Raw genomic sequence first — 16,745 nt, forward strand, 5'->3', positions numbered from 1 at the left:
GGGTGCGTACCGAGGCGAAGGTCTTCGGCGTCATCGCCGCGTTCCTGGCGGTCGTCGCCGCCGGGTACGGGTGGTGGACCTGGTACACCTCCGGCCGGGTGGAGGCGGGCGGCACCACCACCCTGGGGCTGTCGGCCGCGCTGTGCGCGATGTGCGGGCTGTACTTCGCGTTCGTGTCCCGCCGCATCCCGCTGCGTCCGGAGGACCGCGGTGACGCCGACGTCGTCGAGGGCGCGGGCCGGCTGGGCTTCTTCGCGCCCGCCAGCTACTGGCCGTTCGGCATCGGCGTCGCGGCCGGCGCGGGAGCCCTCGGCATCGCGTACGGCCAGTGGTGGCTGCTGGTGGTCGGGCTGGTCGCGCTCCTGGGCGCGGCGGCCGGGCTGGTCTTCGAGTACTACGCCGGTGCGCCGCGTGCGAACTGAGCACGGCGCGTCGATGGGAGGTGGCATGGCGGGTGACCGCACCGGGCTCCTGCCGCGGGCGGGGGCCGCCCTCGACGGCCGGCTCCACGCCGCCGGGCTGGTCCGCCGGACGATGAACAAGGTCTTCCCGGACCACTGGTCGTTCATGCTCGGCGAGATCGCCCTGTACTCGTTCGTCATGCTGCTGCTGACCGGGACGTTCCTGACGCTGTACTTCGATCCGTCCGACACCGCGGTGCGTTACCACGGCCCCTACGTGCCGCTGCGGGACCTGCCGATGTCGGCGGCGTACGCGTCGACCCTGCGCATCTCCTTCGAGGTGCGCGGCGGCCTGCTGATCCGGCAGATGCACCACTGGGCGGCGGACCTGTTCCTGGCCGCGATCGTCGTCCACATGCTACGGATCTTCCTGACCGGCGCGTTCCGTAGGCCGCGCGAGCTCAACTGGGTGATCGGCCTGCTGCTGTTCTGGCTCGGCTTCGTGGAGGGCTTCTGCGGCTACTCCCTGCCCGACGACGGCCTGTCCGGCACCGGCCTGCGCATCGCGGAGGCGATCCTGCTGTCCATCCCGGTGGTCGGCAGTTGGCTCGCCACCACGCTGTTCGGCGGCGAGTTCCCCGGCCACCTCGTCCTCGGCCGGCTCTACATCGCGCACGTGCTGCTCATTCCGGGGCTGCTGGCCGCGCTGGTCGCCGCACACCTCGCCCTGATCGTGAAGCAGAAGCACACCCAGTGGCCCCGGCCGGGCCACACCGAGCGCAACGTGGTCGGCGAGCGCATGGTGCCCGGCTTCGCCGCCCGCTCGACCGGCCTGGCGCTGTCGGTGTTCGGCCTGATCGCGCTGCTCGGCGGGGTCTTCCAGATCAACCCGATCTGGGCCTTCGGCCCGTACGAGGCGGCCGTCGTGTCAGCGGGCAGCCAGCCCGACTGGTACGTCATGTTCCTCGACGGGGGCCTGCGGCTGTTCCCGCCGTGGGAGATCCGCACCGCCCACCACACCGTACCCGCGCCGTTCTGGCCCGGCGTGGTCCTGCCGGGCGTGCTCACCCTGCTGGCGTTGGCGTACCCGTTCGTGTCGGAGTGGCGCCAGCACGACCGGGCCCACCACAACCTGTTGCAGCGACCCCGGGACGTGCCCGACCGCACCGCCCTGGCGGCGATGGCCGTCACGTTCTACCTGGTGCTGACCGTCTCGGCGGCCAACGACATCATCGCCGAGACGTTCCACATCAGCCTCAACGCGATGGTCTGGGCCGGCCGGATCGGGCTGCTGCTGGCGCCGCCGCTGGCGTACTACCTGACCCGCCGGCTGTGCCTGTCGCTGCAGCAGCACGACCGCGAGGTGCTCGGGCACGGCATCGAGACCGGGGAGCTGGTACGCGGCCCCGACGGCGGCTACCAGGAGATCCACCAGCCGCTCGGCAGCCGCGACGGGCGGCCGCTGCCGTACGCCGGCTGGGCGGTACCCAAGCGCCCGAAGCGCATCGGGCTGCTGGCGCCGGCGGTCAAGGGCTTCTTCGTACCCGTCGAGACGCCGCGAACGCCGCTGCCCGGGCAGCGGACGGCGGCCGACCGCCGCCCGACCGCCGTGACGGCCGCGAGGCCGGGGGAGGAGCACGATGAGCAGTGACGTGGAGGCGGCGGCCCGCAGCGAGGTGGTCGCCGTCGACCCGGTCTGGGTGCCCGACCTACCCGGACCGGTTCGCAGCAGCCGGCCGGGAACCCGGGTCGGCCGGCTGCTGCGGACCACCGACGCCAAGCAGATCGGGCTGATGTACCTGGTCACCTCGTTCGGCTTCTTCGCCGTCGGTGGCGTGCTGGCCTTGCTGATGCGGGCCGAACTGGCCCGACCCGGCCTGCAGTTGCTGACCACCGAGCAGTACAACCAGCTGTTCACCATGCACGGCACGATCATGCTGCTGCTGTTCGCCACGCCGCTGGTGTTCGGCTTCGCCAACTACCTCGTGCCGCTGCAGATCGGCGCCCCGGACGTCGCCTTCCCCCGGCTCAACGCCCTGTCGTACTGGCTGTACCTGATCGGCGGCCTGATCGTCGTCTCCGGCTTCCTCACCCCGGACGGCGCGGCCGACTTCGGCTGGTTCGCGTACGCGCCGCTCAACAACGTCGCGAACTCGCCCGGCCCCGGCGGTGACCTGTGGGCGATGGGCCTGATCGTGTCGGGCATCGGCACCACGCTCGGCGCGATCAACATGGTCACGACCGTGCTGATGCTGCGCGCGCCGGGCATGACCATGTTCCGGATGCCGATCTTCACCTGGAACATCCTCATCACCGCGCTGCTGGTGATGATGGCGTTCCCGCCGCTGACCGCGGCGCTGTTCGCCCTGGAGGCCGACCGCAAGCTGGGCGCCCACGTGTTCGACCCCGGCGTCGGCGGTCCGATCCTGTGGCAGCACATGTTCTGGTTCTTCGGCCACCCCGAGGTGTACATCGTGGCACTGCCGTTCTTCGGCATCGTCACCGAGATCCTTCCGGTGTTCAGCCGCAAGCCGGTCTTCGGGTACAAGGGCCTCGTCGGCGCCACCATCGCCATCGCGTCGCTGTCCATGACGGTGTGGGCGCACCACATGTTCGCGACCGGCCAGGTGCTGCTGCCGTTCTTCTCCCTGCTGTCGTACCTGATCGCCGTGCCGACCGGAATCAAGTTCTTCAACTGGATCGGCACCATGTGGAAGGGGCAGCTCACCTTCGAGTCGCCCATGGTCTGGTCGCTCGGCTTCCTGGTCACCTTCCTGCTCGGCGGGCTCACCGGGGTGCTGCTGGCGTCCCCGCCGGTCGACTTCCACCTCACCGACACGTACTTCGTCGTGGCCCACATGCACTACGTGCTGTTCGGCACGATCGTGTTCGCCGCGTTCGGCGGACTCTACTTCTGGTTCCCGAAGATGACCGGGCGGTTGCTCGACGAGCGCCTGGCCAAGGTCCACTTCTGGCTGACGTTCATCGGCTTCCACACCACGTTCCTGGTGCAGCACTGGCTGGGCGCGATGGGCATGCCCCGCCGGTACGCTGACTACCTGCCCGGTGACGGCTTCACCGGGCTCAACACGATCTCGTCGGTCGGCGCGTTCATCCTCGGCGTGTCGATGCTGCCGCTGATCTACAATGTCTGGCGGTCCTACCGCTTCGGTGCGAAGGTGGCCGGCAACGACCCGTGGGGCCACGGGGGCTCGCTGGAGTGGGCCACCACCTGCCCGCCACCCCGGCACAACTTCACCCGCCTGCCCCGGATCCGCTCCAACCGGCCGGCCTGGGACGCCGTTCACGGCCGGTCCTGATGCCAGTTTCGTCCCATGTGACGCGGGTAACACTCTGTTGCCGAAGGCCCACGGATCGCGGCAGATGTCGTCCGTGCCGACCGTGGCCGGGGGGATGGTGACGATCATGATCGGGGACCGTGTGATCTCCGTTGCCGGTAGCGTCGTCGACGGGGTACTGCATCCGCTGGACGGCCTGCACAAGCTCGAGGACAACCTGGAGGCGCAGATCTGGGCGTGGCTGCTGCCCACGCTGCCCCGGCCCGGCTTGTCACGCTATGGCATCGACCAGACCCCAGCGGCCGGTCACTCCCCGGACGGCGAGGCGCCCGACGTGGCCGGGCAGGTGCGCGTCGACCGCGAACCCGTCGACTCGGGGTGACAGCCCCAGGACCGTACGCAAGAGAAGGAGCGGAGCGCCCGACGCCCACGCCTGCGGGGAGCAGGCGGTGGGGTAGCGCACGGGCACCCTCGTGACGCTCCGGTCGGCGCCCACGAAGACCTCCGGCAGGCGATGGTCGAAGTGCCGGGCCGCCTCCAGCAGCGCCACCGCGATCCGGTTCGCCTCGGCCCGCCGGCCGTACCGGGCCAGACCGGCCGCGATCAGCGCGTTGTCGTGCGGCCAGACGGTGCCGTTGTGGTACTCCACCGGGTTGAAGGCGGGCTGGCCCGCGGCGAGGGTACGCACCCCCCAGCCGGCGAACATGCGCTCACCGAGGAGGTGGCCGACGACCGCGTCGACCCGGTCGTCCGGGACGATCCCGCTCCACAGCAGGTGGCCGATGTTGGACGTCAGCGTCGGCACCAGCCGCTTGTCGCCGTCGAGGGCGAGCGCGTAGAAGCCCTGGTCGGGTAGCCAGTACACGTCGTTGAACCGTTCGTGGAGCCCGGCGGCGTCGCGGTCGAGCCGGTCGGCGAGCGTGTCGTCGCCCCAGCACTCACGGGCCAGCCGGGACATCCGGCGGCGGGCGTCGTAGGCGTAGCCCTGGAGTTCACAGGTGGCCCGCGGCGACGAGGCGAGCCGCCCGTCCGGGTACAGGATCGAGTTCCACGAGTCCTTCCAGCAGTGGTTGGCCAGGCCGGTGTCGGGATTGCGGGTGCGGTACTCGATGAACCCGTCGCCGTCGGAGTCGCCGTACACCTCCATCCAGCGCAGCGCCGCCCGGGCGGCGCCCTCCAGCTCGTGGACCAGCGCCGCGTCGCCGGTCCAGCGTTCGTACTCGTCCAGCAGGATCAGAAACAGCGGGGTGGCGTCGGCGGTGCCGTAGTACGGCGACTGCGGCTGCTGGTGGAAGTGCGCCAGCTCGCCGTGGCGCAGCTCGTGCAGGATCTTGCCCGGCTCGGCGTCGCGGAAGTCGTCGACGGCGGTGGCCTGGCGCGCGGCGAGCGCCCGCAAGGTGGTGCGGGCCAGCTCCGGCAGGTACGGCAGCGCCTGGTAGCTGGTGACGAGGCTGTCGCGGCCGAACAGCGCCATGTACCAGGGCAGGCCGGCGGCCGGTACCGACGAGCACGGGGTGACGTCCGGGTAGAACCGCAGCGCGGCAAGGTCGACGAGGCTGCGGTGGTACGCGTGCGCCAGGTCGGCCCAGTCGGTGTCCAGCCGCGGCGCGGCGGCCAGCCATTCGTCCAGGCTCTGGTCGATGTTGGGGTGCCGCTCGCGCTTGACCGCGGGCGCGTGATCGTTGGACGACAGCGAGACCTCGATCTCGGTCTGCCAGCGCTGCCCCGGCTCCAGCCGGATCTGGAAGGTCAGGACCTGGTCGGCGAGGAAGGCGCCCTCCGAGCGGATGACGGTGCCGCGGCGGAAGTCGCCGTGCGCGTACTCCATCGTCACCCGGTCGCGTTCGACGGAGGTCTTGTGCGTGCCCGTCTTGGGCAGCTTGTTCTTCACCTCGAACAGGTCGGCGAAGTCGGCGGCGAACAGCACGTCGAGCAGGAGCGCGAGCTCCTGGGCGGTGTGGTTGGTGACGGTCAGCCGCTCGGTGAGCCCGTTGCCGATGCGGCGCTGCCGCAGCACGGTCACGGGTGGACCGTCGAACGCGGACGCGGTGGGCTCGGTCAGGTAGAACACCGCCGTGTCGTACTCGGTGAGGTCGCCGGCCAGGGCGTGCGGCCGCCGGCCGTTGAGGCGCAGCTCCCAGCGGGAGAGGTGGCGGATGTCCCGGTAGAACAGGCCGTCGAGCGGTTGCCCGCCGGCTCCGACGTCGCCGCTGTCGTCGCTGACCATGAACGTGCTGCCGTCGAGGATGCTCACCTGCCGTGACGTCACGGGGCACCACGCTCCACGTCGCCGTCGTCGTGGCTGTTCCTTTCGTGGCCTGGCCAGCCCAGCCACCACCGGGGCTCCGGCGCCTCGCCGGCGGCCACGGCGAACGCGTGCAGCGCCCGCGCCACCTCCGGCGGCCATTCCTCGGCCGTCGCCGCGACGATGCGGGCGAGCTGGGCGCGCCGCTGCCGGGTCACCTCGTTCACCAGCGTCCGTCCGGCGGGCGTCAGCGTCAGGTGGACCGACCGGCGGTCGGAGCCGGAACGGTACCGCCGGATGAGGCCCTTGCGGGTGAGCCGGTCGCACATCCGGGTGCCGGTGGACGGGCTGACCGCGAGCTCCGCCGCGACGTCGACCAGCCGCTGCGGGCCGCGCGCCGCCAACACCACGAGGGTTCGGAACTGCGGCAGCGTGACCTCGGGTTTGATCTCGGCGAGCGAGCGCGCGGCCAGCCCCACCAGGACCCGGCTGGCGGCCAGGAGGGCCTCCACGATCGAGTCCATGGGCTCCACCGCTACCGCCGCCGACGCGTACATCGACCTAACGCCTCCACGGGCCATCGACCGGGAGCGGGCGAGCGGCCCGGCTACCGGTGTCGTCACACGCTCCGCTGCTTCCGCTGCATGTCGTGCTTCCGCCGCATCTCGCAGACGGTGACGCGTTACCCCCGGCCGGCCCGGCTAACCGGCCGGTCCGAAATTAATGCACAGTGCAAAGTTTAGATGGAGCGTGCGGGGGCAGCCCATCCAACGAACACCGATGCCGTCGCGAGGAGAGCACCGGAAGGCGACGCCTTGCGCAGCGACGACGGGATGGGGTTGTTGACGATGGACGTGGCCGGGACGCTCGCCGTGCGGGTCGACGCCGACGAGCGCAACGGGCTCGACGCGGAGCTGCACGACATCTTCCAGCGGATGGCCGACGTTCCCGAGGGCACCGCCGAACGGGACCGTCTGCGCACCCAGGCGATCGAGCGGGCGCTGCCGGTGGTCAACCGCCTGGCGCGCCGGTTCCGGGGCCGGGGGGAGCAGCTCGAAGACCTGGTACAGGCGGGCGCCCTCGCCCTCGTCAAAGCCGTCGACAGCTACGACCCGGGCCGGCGGGTGCCGTTCACCGGCTACCTGGTGCCGTGCGTCGTGGGTGCGCTCAAGCGGCACTTCAGGGACAAGGGCTGGGACATCCGGGTGCCGCGGCAGCTTCAGGAGCGGCACCTGAGGCTCGAGAACGCCACCGGCGCGCTGGCCCAGCGGCTCGGGCGGGCGCCCACCCCTGCGGAGCTGGCCGTGGAGGTCGGTATGAGCGCCGACGAGGTGGTGGCCGGGCTCGTGGCGCGGCAGGCCTACGACAGCTCCTCGCTCAACGAGCCGGCCGGCGTGGACAGCGGCGACGAGCGGCAGGATCTGCTCGGCGGGCCGGACCCCGACCTGGAGGAGGCAGCCGACCGGGTCAGCGTGGGGCCGCTGCTGCGGCAGCTGCCCGAGCGCGAGCGAATCATCGTCACCCGGCGGTACTTCGGCAACCAGACGCAGGCGCAGATCGCCGCCGAGCTCGGCATCTCGCAGATGCACGTGTCCCGGATCCTCGACCGGATCCTGAGGTGGCTGCGGCGGGCCCTGCTCGACGACGGTCGGCCCGGCTACCCGGGCGCGGAGGTCGACCGCCCGCTCGGCGTCTCCGTGTACGTGACCGGCTCCGCGGTACTGGTGACCGTGCGCGGCGCCGTCGACGCCCGCGCCGCCACGTACCTGCGGACCGCGCTGGTCGACGCCACCATGGCGCACCGGCCGCGGTACGTCATCGTGGACCTGCACGGCGTGCCGGACATGGCGATAGCCGGCGTCGCGGCGTTCCTGGCCGCCAGGTCGGCCTGCGGCCACGTCGGCGCCCGGCTGCGGCTGACCCGCGTCACCGCCCCGGTCGCGGGGACCCTCGGGCGGGCCGGCCTGGGATGGCTGGTCAACGGTGGACGGCCGTACCCGGCAGAGCCGGCACACCCCGAACATCCGGTCGCACCGACGCAGCCCTCGCCCGCAGCCGCTGCCGCTGCCGCGCCGCCCGCAGTCTCTGCCGCGCCGCCCGCAGCCGCTGCCGCGCCGCCCACGTGTCCCGCCGCGCCACAGGCAACGCCAACCCGGCCCCTTCGCGTACCGGCCCGGCCCGTCCGCGCCCGGCCCATCCGGGTGCGCGCCCGGGTCGCCCGCCCGCGCCGCCCCGCCGCGTGCCCGGTGGTGCGCAGGGCCGGCGCACCACCGGCTGAGGTCCGGGCGGCGCGACCGCCGCCGGCGGCCCTGGTTGTCCATGAACGACAAGTCAAGCGGCCAACGACGAGTCAAGCGGCCCGCACCGTGTCAGGTGGAGCCGACCGGGTAAGCCGCAACCAACGCCACGCACACCAGAAAGAAGCAAGGAGGTGGACGCAGTGGCTGAGAGTTCCCGTTTCACTGACATCGCCGCTCATCCTGACGTAGCGGAGATGCGGGAACGCTACGAAAGGATCACCGAGAGCGGGCAGGCCGTCGTCATCGACGGACTGGTTCTGCTGGCCGGGGCCTGGTTGGCCATTTCCCCGTGGGTCGTGCACTTCAACGCGGTCGCACGGGATGTGGCGGTCAACAACCTGATTCTCGGCGGGCTCGTGGCGATCATCGGGCTCGGCCTGACCATGACCCCGGCGCGCATGTACCGGCTGAGCTGGGCGGCCGCCGCGATAGGTGTGTGGACGATCGCGGCCCCGTGGGTCATCCGGCTGGGCTCGCCGGGCTTCGGTGTCTGGATCAACAATCTGGTCACCGGCGTCATCACGACCCTGCTGGGGGTCGGCGCTGCTGCCATGCTGGTGGCGAAGGGCTCACCTCGCCGTGGCGCCGCGCCCGCACGGTGACGGTTGATCGCACCAACCCGCACCGAAGGAGACGGCCGGCCGACCCGCCGGCCGTCTCGTTCGTGTCACGCCGCCATCGGCTCGGCGGTGACCATGTTGACCAGGTCCGCGAGGGCTTCGACGATGCGGTCGATGCCGGCGGTCGGCGGGCCGCCGGGCTCCGTCATGTACGTGTCGCGGCGGATCTCGACCATCAGCGCGGTCACCGCCGGCTGGGTCCCGTAGTGGCGCAAGGGCACGTAGCAGCCGGCGAAGGGCGTGTTCACCGCGATGCTCCCGCAGCGGGAGAACGCGTTCTCGGCGGCGGCGAGGAGCCTCGGCGGGGTGTGGGCCGGGTCCGTGCCCAGGCAGATCGCCGGCCGCTGGCCGTCGCCGTGCAGTTCGTACGGCAGCGCGACGGCGGGGTAGGAGTGGACGTCGATGATGACGGCGCGGCCGGTCGCCGCGAGGCGGTCGTCGACGAGATCGGTCATGGCGGACGCGTACGGCTCGTAGTGGGTGGACAGCAGGGTCTCGGCGTGGGCCGGGTCGTCGACGCGCAGGCGGCCGCCGTGCGACGTCCGGGTGTACACCGCGCCCATACCGACGGCCCGCATCTCCTCGCGCTCGTCCGGGAACCGTTCCGGGTCGACGACCAGGCGCGACGCCAGGTTCGTGAACGTCCACGGGGCCGGGTCGCAGCTGGCGGCGACCCGGTCGGCGATGAGGCCGGTGTGCGCGTCGGTCATATGGTCCAGCTCGGTCGTCAGCGCGGCGTCGTCGAGCAGGATGTGCGGGCGGGCGGCCGGGGTGATGTGCCGGGAGCTGTGCGGTACGTGCAGGATCACCGGGGAGTCGGGCGCTCCCGGCGCGATCTGGTACACGGCGTCGATTCCGTGGGGGTACAAAGTCTTCCCTTCGCTGTCCTATCAGACCTTGGCCCAGTCGCCGCAGTCCTCCGTCGTGAAGTACTGGCCGCCCTGCAGGGTGACCGTAGGCCGGCCGCCGTTGACAAGGTCGTTGGCCACGATGTTGCGGCCGTTGGCGTCCGAGGTGATCTTCCAGTAGCACTGGCCGGCGACCGGGTCCTTCGCCCGGTACGTGCCGGGCTGGACGTCGACGCCGACGGCCCACGTACCCTCGTGGATGGTGTTCTGGGCCTGCACCTTCTCCGCCTGCGTCACGGCGTCCTCGCGCTGCTTGACCGCGTCCTCGCGGGCCTTGACCTGGTCCTCGCGCTGCTTCACCGCGTCCTCGCGGGCCTGCATCTGGTCGGCGCGCGCCTGGTAGCCGTCGCGCTCCTGGCTCACAGCTTGCAGCCGCCCGGTGAGGTCGCGGACGGCGGCCCGGCTCTTCGCCTCGGCTCGGCGGTGGACCTCGCTGGTGTGCTGGTAGTACAAGGCCAGGCTCCAGCCGGCGACGAGCGTGACGGTGACCACGGCCGCCACCCAGGCGCGCGGCCGGCGCAGCGTGCTCGTCAGCCGCCTCGTCCTGCTGTCAGCGGGCGCAGATTCCGGCGTTTCCTCGACGGGTTCGGTCGGCAGTGGCTCGGCGGCGGATGGCTCTGTGCTCATGGGACCTCCATCTCGGGTAGTCGATGGTCCGGGGTAGACCGGAGGAGCCATCAGGGATCAACGATCGGTACGGGCCGAGCGGATCGCGTCCGCGAGGTTTGTCAACGTCGTGAGTAGCGCCGTCACGTCGGTGTGCAGCCGGCGTAGCTCGCCGGCGCCGGGTGCCGTGTCGTAGCAGTGGTGATGGGCGGCGCTCGACAGCGCGGCCCACACGAAGCCGATCCGGCGGGCCGTCGCGCGGTCGTAGCGCCGCAGCAGCAACTGCTTGGTACGCGCGGCGCCGCAGGCGGTGATCGGCGGAGAAACCTGGTGCCAGAAGGCATCGATCCCGCCTTCGAGGGCCAGGCGGATCAGGCAGGCGCAGGCCTTCGGCCACCACGCGGCGGCCACCGCGCTCGCGCCGAGCGCGCCGGCGCCGCGCAGCATCTGGTCGGCCGTGGCGAGGCAGCGGTCGGGGGCGGGAGCCGTCATGACAGCGCCCCCGTCAGCCCGCGGATGTCGGTGACGAGTCGCGGCAGGTCACCGGAGTACCCGCCGTGTACGCCGTGGCGGCAGGCCTGGTAGGCGTCCGCCGCGGCGCGGCCGTACCGCCGGTTCAGCTGGCCGAGCACGTCACCGCCCCGCCCGGCGTCGTCGAACAGCGCCAACGCGAGCGTCGTGGCCAACCGCCTGCGGGCCCGCTCGATCGCGTCTTCCACGTCGGCGTGCCGGTCACCGCGGGCGAGGCGTACCCGCCAGATGACGCGGTGACAGGCCGCCTCCAGGGCCGAGCGGCACAGCTCCGCGACGACGGGCGCGCGTACGTCGTCGGGAACCTCCGCCGACCGGGCCACCGCCATGGCATCGTCGAGGTAGCGGCCCACCGGGTCGAGACTCGGACGCAGGGTGACCACCGACTGTTCGGCGCGTACCACCTCCAGCACGTCAGCGTCGATCTCCAAGCGGCGTACGGCGTCCGGGAGCCGGGTGTCGTGGGTGAACACGACGACCTGACGCTCGTCGGCGAGTCCGGCGAGCACCCGGGCGAGTCCGTCCACCTTGGAGGGATCCATGCTCTGCACCGGGTCGTCGATGACGACGAACCGGAACGGGCTCTCGTCGGCGCAGCTGCGCGGCAGGAACGTCGCCAGGCCCAGGGCGTGCATCTCACCCTGGCTCATCACGCCGAGCGCGGTGCCGTTGTCGACGCCGTCCACGCTCACCGGGAACACGACCCGGCGCCTGTTGTTCGTCCCGGCCAGCGTCATCGCACCGAGCCGGATGTTGCTCTCCTGGCGCAGCTCCTGCCAGATCCTTTGCGAGTGCGCGGCGAACGGGGCGACCCGGTCGTCGCGGAGCTCCTCGCCGGCCCGCCGCAGCCAGGCACGGGCGCTCTTCAGGGTGTTCAGTGACCGCTCCTGGTCGGGTACCCGCCGCGCGGCGTCGACCCAGGCGCGGATGTCCGTCGCGACCTGGCGCCAGCCGCTGTCGCGCTGCCGCAGCCAGTCGGTCGCGGCCGTGTGTACGGCGTCGACCGCGGCTTCGACCGCCGGGTACCGGGTGTGCAGGTGTGCGGCCAGCTCGTTGGCGGTACGAGGCGCGGCGCGCAGCTCCGCCACGGCGGCCCGCAGCCCATCCAGGGGTACGCCCGGCGCGTCGCCGTCCGGGACGGTGACGCCGTCGACGAGAGCGCGGGCCCGGCGCGTCAGGTCGGCCAGCCGGGATACCGCCCGCTGGGCGGACAGCGTGGTGACGCGCAGGTCGGCGAGCGAGGCCTCGGCGGTCGGCCGCCAGGCCGCGTCGAGGGTACCGGCGCCGCAGACCGGGCACGGGCCGTCGCCGCCGTCCGCGTGGTGGTCGAGGGCCAGTCGCAGCAGTTCGGCGGTCCGTACCAGCGCCCGTGAACGGGAGCCGTCGTGGCGCTGTGCCTCGGCCGAGGCCGCGCCCAGCTCGTCGGCGAGCCGGGTGACCTCGTCCCGGCCGGGAATCGCCAGGCCGGCCAGCCGCCGGCACAGCGCGACCGTCTCGTCTGGTCCGCCGTCGAACGGTTCGGCCAGGATCGCGTCGAGCCGGTCCAGGTCGGGCTGGTTCGCGGTCAGCACGTCGGCGGCCCGGCGGGCCCGGTCGTCGTCGACCCCGGCGACCCGGTCGCGCAGAGGCCCGCGCCGCGCGCGTACCTCTTTGACCGATGTCTCGAACGGCTTCATCGCGTCGAGCAGCCGCCGGTCGGCGGTGGCCAGCGCGTCGAGGCCGAGGATCGCGTTGATCGCGTCGAACAGCTCGCTCGGCGTGCCGGAGACCAGCTTGCCCAGGTCGGCGGCGGTCAGGAACGGCCGGTACAGCGTCAGCGGCTCGGCCAGGCCGAGGCCGGCGAGGTCGGTGGCGTGCCCGTCGGCGCCGGTGACGGCCACCTCGGCGGTGGCGAGGTCGGCGTCGGCCGGCCAGGACCGCTCCACGCGTACCGGGGTCGCCTGCCCGTCGACACGCAGGTCCACGGCGATGCGGCAGGGGTGCGGCGAGTGGAGGTTGCGCCAGCCCGTACGCCAGACGCTGTTCTTGTCGGCCCAGCGGGCGCTGTCGCCGGTGAGGGCGAGTTCGACGGCTTCGGCGAAGCTGGACTTGCCGGAGCCGTTGCGGCCGACGACGAGCGTCAGGCCGGGCCCGGGGCGGATGGACAGGGTCCGTTCGGGGCCGACGCCCCGGAAGCCGGCCGCCGTGACCGACGACAGGTAGATGTGCTCGCGGGGCGCGTCAGGGTTCGTACGCTCGTCCGTCGGGCGCCGCCGGCCGAGGGCGGCAGTCAGGTTGTCGCTTCCGCAGAGGGCGGCGAGCACGGTATCGGCGACGCCGGTCGGTACGGCGTCGGCGGCCAGCCGCTCGAAGAGCAGGTCCAGCAGGGGGTCTTCGCGGTTCACTGGTGCCTCCGGTTCACGCTGCCGCGCTGACGCCGTGCCAGTCGCGGAGGAAGGCGTCGACAAGGTCGGCAGCCCGGCCGTGGAGGTCGAACTGCTCGCTCAGCCGGCGACGGGCCATGTGCGAGAGCGCGTCCGCGGCCTCGTTGAGGAGGTGACCGGCGTGCCCCTTGACGTGTGTGAAGGTCACGCCGGGCAGGGTGGGCAGCAGCTCGGCGAGCCGGACGAGCGTCGGCTGGGCGGTACGGGTACGTGGACGGAGGTCGTACCCGGCCGGCATGGCCGTCGTGTCGCCGGCCTGCCAGCGGTACAGGTAGGACAGCGCGTTGCGGCTGTCGACCAGCACCGTCAGGCGCTCGGGCGCGGTGACGAAGCCCGACAGCAGGTACTCCACGGCCCGCAGTTCATTGATGAGCACCCGGGAGGGGCCGGTCGGGTCCAACCTGTCGGTGACGCGGCCCCGCAGGCCGAAATGGCCGTCGCTGACCACGTACGCGATGCCGCCGACCCGGCCCTTCCAGCTCGCGTCGGTCGCCGCGACCAGGTCGGCGGCGGTACGCGACCAGCGGGCTACGGTGCCGCGCCCGCGGGCTGAGTCCGGGCTCATGCCTGCGCGGCACCCACCGACGGCAAGGTGGTCGTGCGCGGCGGCCATCGTCTCCGCCGCCTCGATCTGCTGCGTCGCCGAGGCGTACTCGTCGTAGCGCGCGGCGATCAGGGCGAGGTTGACCGCGTCGCTGATCTGCCGGCAGCGGGTGCAGCGGTTGAGCGTCAGGTGGGGGCGCAGCGCCTCGGCGCGCGTGCGGAGCGCCTCGGGCAGCAGGGGCAGGGCGGTGGTGAACTCGTCGAGACGCACGACATCTCCTGTGCAGGGGGACGGTTGGTCCGGGGCGGACGGTGCGTCCGCCCCGGCACGGTCGGGACGTCAGGTGAGCTGGACGGTGACGCCGCCGGAGAACGGCGAATCGTGCAGCTCGAGCGTGGCGAGGTTGGCGCTGGCCGGGATGTCGAAGACGACCACGCCGGTCACCTGGTTGCCGGGGTTGATCTGGTTGAACAGCGTGTCGGCGTGCTCGTTGGCGTAGACGGCGGCCTCCGAGTCGGCGGAGTACTGCGTCTTGTCGGCGCCGAACGCCTTCTGGCTGCTGTCGCTGAAGGACTGAGCCTGCGTGCCGATGTTCTTGACCTGCACGGTCACCAGGCAGAACTGGCCCTGGGCCTTCTTGTTGAGCAGGTCGCTCCCGACCTGAGGCACGCCGCACTTGACCTGCTGAACGGTGAACTCGAACTTGCCGTCGCGGGCGGGCTCGCCGACCTTCGCGGTCTTGGCGGCCGTCTTTCCGCCGTTGTTGCCCGAGTTGCCTGACCCTCCCGAGGTAGCCGTGGAGCCCGCTCCGCAGCCGAGTGCCACCACCGCACCGACAGCCAGCCCGATAAGAGTCGCCTTACGCATAGTTCCTCCTCGTTGTGAAGACGCGTCAATGGAAGCATTGTCTGTGAATGCTGTCAACAGTCGAGACGCTTGACACGCCTGTAAACTGATCACGTGCAGGAGGAACCGACCATCACGGCAGCCGACATCGCCCGTCTGGCGAACGTGGGCCGTGCCGCCGTCAGCAACTGGCGTAAGCGGCACCCGGACTTCCCCGCGCCCGTCGGCGGTACGGCGGCCAGCCCGGAGTTCGACCTCGCCGAGGTCGAGCGGTGGCTGCGCGCCCAGGGGAAGCTGTCCGAGCTGTCCACCACCGACCGGCTGTGGCAGCAGGTGCTGGCGGGTGGCGACCACGTCGCGGGCACGCTCGCCGCGATCGGCGCGTTCCTGCTGGCCCGGCAGCGCGGCGAGTCGCCGACCCCCCGGGACGTCGACACCGCCCTGCTTCAGGCGGTCGCCGACCTGGCCGACGAACAGGGCCCGCAGGCGGCGTTCGACGCGCTGTGGCAGCGGTTCGCCCAGATGCCGGCGCGCCGCACCGGCATGACCACCGACGACCTGGGCGACCTCATGGTCGGCCTGGCGGACGTCGGCGGCGGTTCGGTGTTCGACCCCGCCTGCGGCACCGGCGGCATCCTGCGCGCCGCCGCCCGCGCCGGCTGCACCACCGCGTACGGGCAGGAGATCGACGAGTCGGCCGCGCGGCTGGCCGGGCTGTGGCTCGCGCTGCGCGGCGTCGCCGGTGAGGTGAAGGTGGGCGACTCGCTGCGCGCCGACGCCTACCCCGGACTGGCCGCCGACGCCGTCGTGTCCAACCTGCCGTTCGGCGACACGAACTGGGGCCACGACGAGCTGGGATACGACCCGCGCTGGGAGTACGGCCTACCGCCCCGTACCGAGCCGGAGCTGGCCTGGGTCCAGCACGCCCTGGCGCACCTGCGGCCCGGCGGATCGGCGGTGCTGCTCATGCCGCCGTCGGCGGCGAGCCGGCGCGCCGGCCGGCGCATCCGCGCCGAGCTGCTGCGGCGGGGCGCGCTGCGGGCGGTCATCGCGCTGCCGGCGAAGGCGGCGGCTCCGCACGGGGTGCCGCTGCACGTCTGGGTACTGCGCCGCCCGGCGCCCGATGCCGCCGCGCCCGCACACGTCCTGCTGGTGGATACCTCGGACGGTGAGCTGGCGGCGGTCTACGGCCGCGCGCTGGAGACGTACCGCAAGTTCGTCGCCGAACCCGACGCCCCGGTCGAGGAGCCCGGATTCGCGCGGGCCGTTCCGGTCATCGAGCTGCTGGACGAAGAGGTCGACCTGACGCCGGCGCGCCGGCAGCCGGTCGCGAGGCCGGACGACACCGGCGAGCACCTGGTCCGCACGCGGGAGAGGCTCGCCGCGGTCGTGAAGGAGCTGCCGAAGCTGATGCCGCGCGTCGTGGCCGGTGCGGAGGCCGGCGTGCCGCCCACCGTGTCGGTGGCCGATCTCGCCAAGGCCGGCGCGTTGCAGATCATCGGCCCGATCCGGCCGGTAGCGAATCGGGATGCGTACGCCGACGACCGGCTGGTGCTCACCGTCCAGGATGTCGTGCAGGGCCGGGAGGCGTCCGACCACCCGGACGCCCCGCTCACGCCCGAGGTCACCCTGGCGCCCGGCGACGTTGTGGTGCCGATGTTCGCCACCCAGCTCACGTCCCGCGTGGTCACCGAGGCCGGACCGCTGCTCGGACGCAACCTCTTCCTGTTGCGCCCCAACCCGGCGGCGCTGGATCCGTGGTTCCTGGCCGGGCAGCTGCGCACGTCAGCCAACGAACGGCAGGCCAGCAGCCTGTCCGGCACGCTGCGCTTCGACGTGCGCCGGGCCCAGGTGCCGCGGATCGGGCTCGACGAGCAACGCCGGTACGGCGAGGCGTTCCGCCGGCTCGACGCGTTCGAGAACGCGCTGCGGCGCGCGGCGACGCTGGGTACGGACCTGGTGCGGATGACCGCCGACGGGCTGGCCCGTGGCGAGCTGCGCCCGGACGACGGGCGATGACGG

The 16,745-nt window shown here is 72.3% G+C and carries 14 protein-coding genes; 6 read left to right on the forward strand and 8 right to left on the reverse strand.

Annotation, left to right across the window (positions count from 1 at the left end; translation table 11 throughout):
* Positions 1-2: 2 nt before the first annotated feature.
* From ctaF to ctaD, 3 genes are read left to right on the forward strand one after another with little or no spacing between them, the layout of a single operon-like run.
* A complete protein-coding gene (gene ctaF, locus HC031_RS16090; protein ID WP_167926130.1) occupies positions 3-422 on the forward strand; it encodes an aa3-type cytochrome oxidase subunit IV in 420 nt (139 codons plus the stop codon).
* A 25-nt stretch (positions 423-447) separates the two neighbouring features.
* A complete protein-coding gene (gene qcrB / locus HC031_RS16095; protein ID WP_167926131.1) occupies positions 448-2,052 on the forward strand; it encodes a cytochrome bc1 complex cytochrome b subunit in 1,605 nt (534 codons plus the stop codon).
* Positions 2,042-3,721 (forward strand): aa3-type cytochrome oxidase subunit I, encoded by a 1,680-nt coding sequence (gene ctaD / locus HC031_RS16100; RefSeq protein WP_167926132.1) that lies wholly within the window; start codon positions 2,042-2,044, stop codon positions 3,719-3,721. Before qcrB ends, ctaD begins: the two co-directional genes overlap by 11 nt.
* 250 nt (positions 3,722-3,971) lie before the next feature.
* On the opposite strand, the gene HC031_RS16105 is transcribed toward ctaD, so the two are convergent.
* Positions 3,972-5,969 carry an amylo-alpha-1,6-glucosidase gene (locus HC031_RS16105; protein WP_167926045.1) on the reverse strand — a complete coding sequence of 666 codons (1,998 nt, stop codon included), beginning with the start codon at positions 5,967-5,969 and terminating at the stop codon, positions 3,972-3,974.
* Positions 5,966-6,469 (reverse strand): MarR family winged helix-turn-helix transcriptional regulator, encoded by a 504-nt coding sequence (locus HC031_RS16110; protein ID WP_240942571.1) that lies wholly within the window; start codon positions 6,467-6,469, stop codon positions 5,966-5,968. Before HC031_RS16110 ends, HC031_RS16105 begins: the two co-directional genes overlap by 4 nt.
* Positions 6,470-6,760: 291 nt before the next feature.
* Between HC031_RS16110 and HC031_RS16115 the strand changes: the two genes are divergently transcribed.
* Together HC031_RS16115 and HC031_RS16120 are read left to right on the forward strand one after the other, a co-directional pair.
* A complete protein-coding gene (locus HC031_RS16115; RefSeq protein WP_167926134.1) occupies positions 6,761-8,434 on the forward strand; it encodes a SigB/SigF/SigG family RNA polymerase sigma factor in 1,674 nt (557 codons plus the stop codon).
* A 5-nt stretch (positions 8,435-8,439) separates the two neighbouring features.
* Positions 8,440-8,847, forward strand: a complete 408-nt coding sequence (locus HC031_RS16120; RefSeq protein ID WP_167926135.1) for an SPW repeat protein — start codon at positions 8,440-8,442, stop codon at positions 8,845-8,847.
* 65 nt (positions 8,848-8,912) lie between these two features.
* Here HC031_RS16120 and HC031_RS16125 read toward each other — a convergent pair whose 3' ends face one another.
* The 6 genes from HC031_RS16125 to HC031_RS16150 form a co-directional block, all read right to left on the reverse strand.
* Positions 8,913-9,710, reverse strand: a complete 798-nt coding sequence (locus HC031_RS16125) for an N-formylglutamate amidohydrolase (protein WP_338090685.1) — start codon at positions 9,708-9,710, stop codon at positions 8,913-8,915.
* Positions 9,711-9,755: 45 nt separating this feature from the next.
* On the reverse strand, positions 9,756-10,400 hold the full coding sequence (locus tag HC031_RS16130) for a hypothetical protein (RefSeq protein ID WP_167926136.1): 645 nt from the start codon (positions 10,398-10,400) through the stop codon (positions 9,756-9,758).
* 57 nt (positions 10,401-10,457) lie between these two features.
* Positions 10,458-10,871 carry a hypothetical protein gene (locus tag HC031_RS16135; RefSeq protein WP_167926137.1) on the reverse strand — a complete coding sequence of 138 codons (414 nt, stop codon included), beginning with the start codon at positions 10,869-10,871 and terminating at the stop codon, positions 10,458-10,460.
* Entirely contained in the window at positions 10,868-13,294 is a 2,427-nt protein-coding gene (locus HC031_RS16140) for an AAA family ATPase (RefSeq protein ID WP_167926138.1), read from the reverse strand. Before HC031_RS16140 ends, HC031_RS16135 begins: the two co-directional genes overlap by 4 nt.
* A 13-nt stretch (positions 13,295-13,307) precedes the next feature.
* On the reverse strand, positions 13,308-14,147 hold the full coding sequence (locus tag HC031_RS16145; protein WP_167926139.1) for an RNase H family protein: 840 nt from the start codon (positions 14,145-14,147) through the stop codon (positions 13,308-13,310).
* Positions 14,148-14,216: 69 nt separating this feature from the next.
* Positions 14,217-14,744, reverse strand: a complete 528-nt coding sequence (locus HC031_RS16150) for a DUF4352 domain-containing protein (RefSeq protein WP_167926140.1) — start codon at positions 14,742-14,744, stop codon at positions 14,217-14,219.
* A gap of 93 nt (positions 14,745-14,837) precedes the next feature.
* On the opposite strand from HC031_RS16150, the gene HC031_RS16155 reads away from it, so the two are divergent.
* Positions 14,838-16,742, forward strand: coding sequence for an N-6 DNA methylase (locus HC031_RS16155; protein WP_338090686.1), 1,905 nt, complete (start codon positions 14,838-14,840; stop codon positions 16,740-16,742).
* Positions 16,743-16,745 lie beyond the last annotated feature (3 nt).

The sequence above is a fragment of the Planosporangium thailandense genome, assembly GCF_011947195.1.
Taxonomy (GTDB): domain Bacteria; phylum Actinomycetota; class Actinomycetes; order Mycobacteriales; family Micromonosporaceae; genus Planosporangium; species Planosporangium thailandense.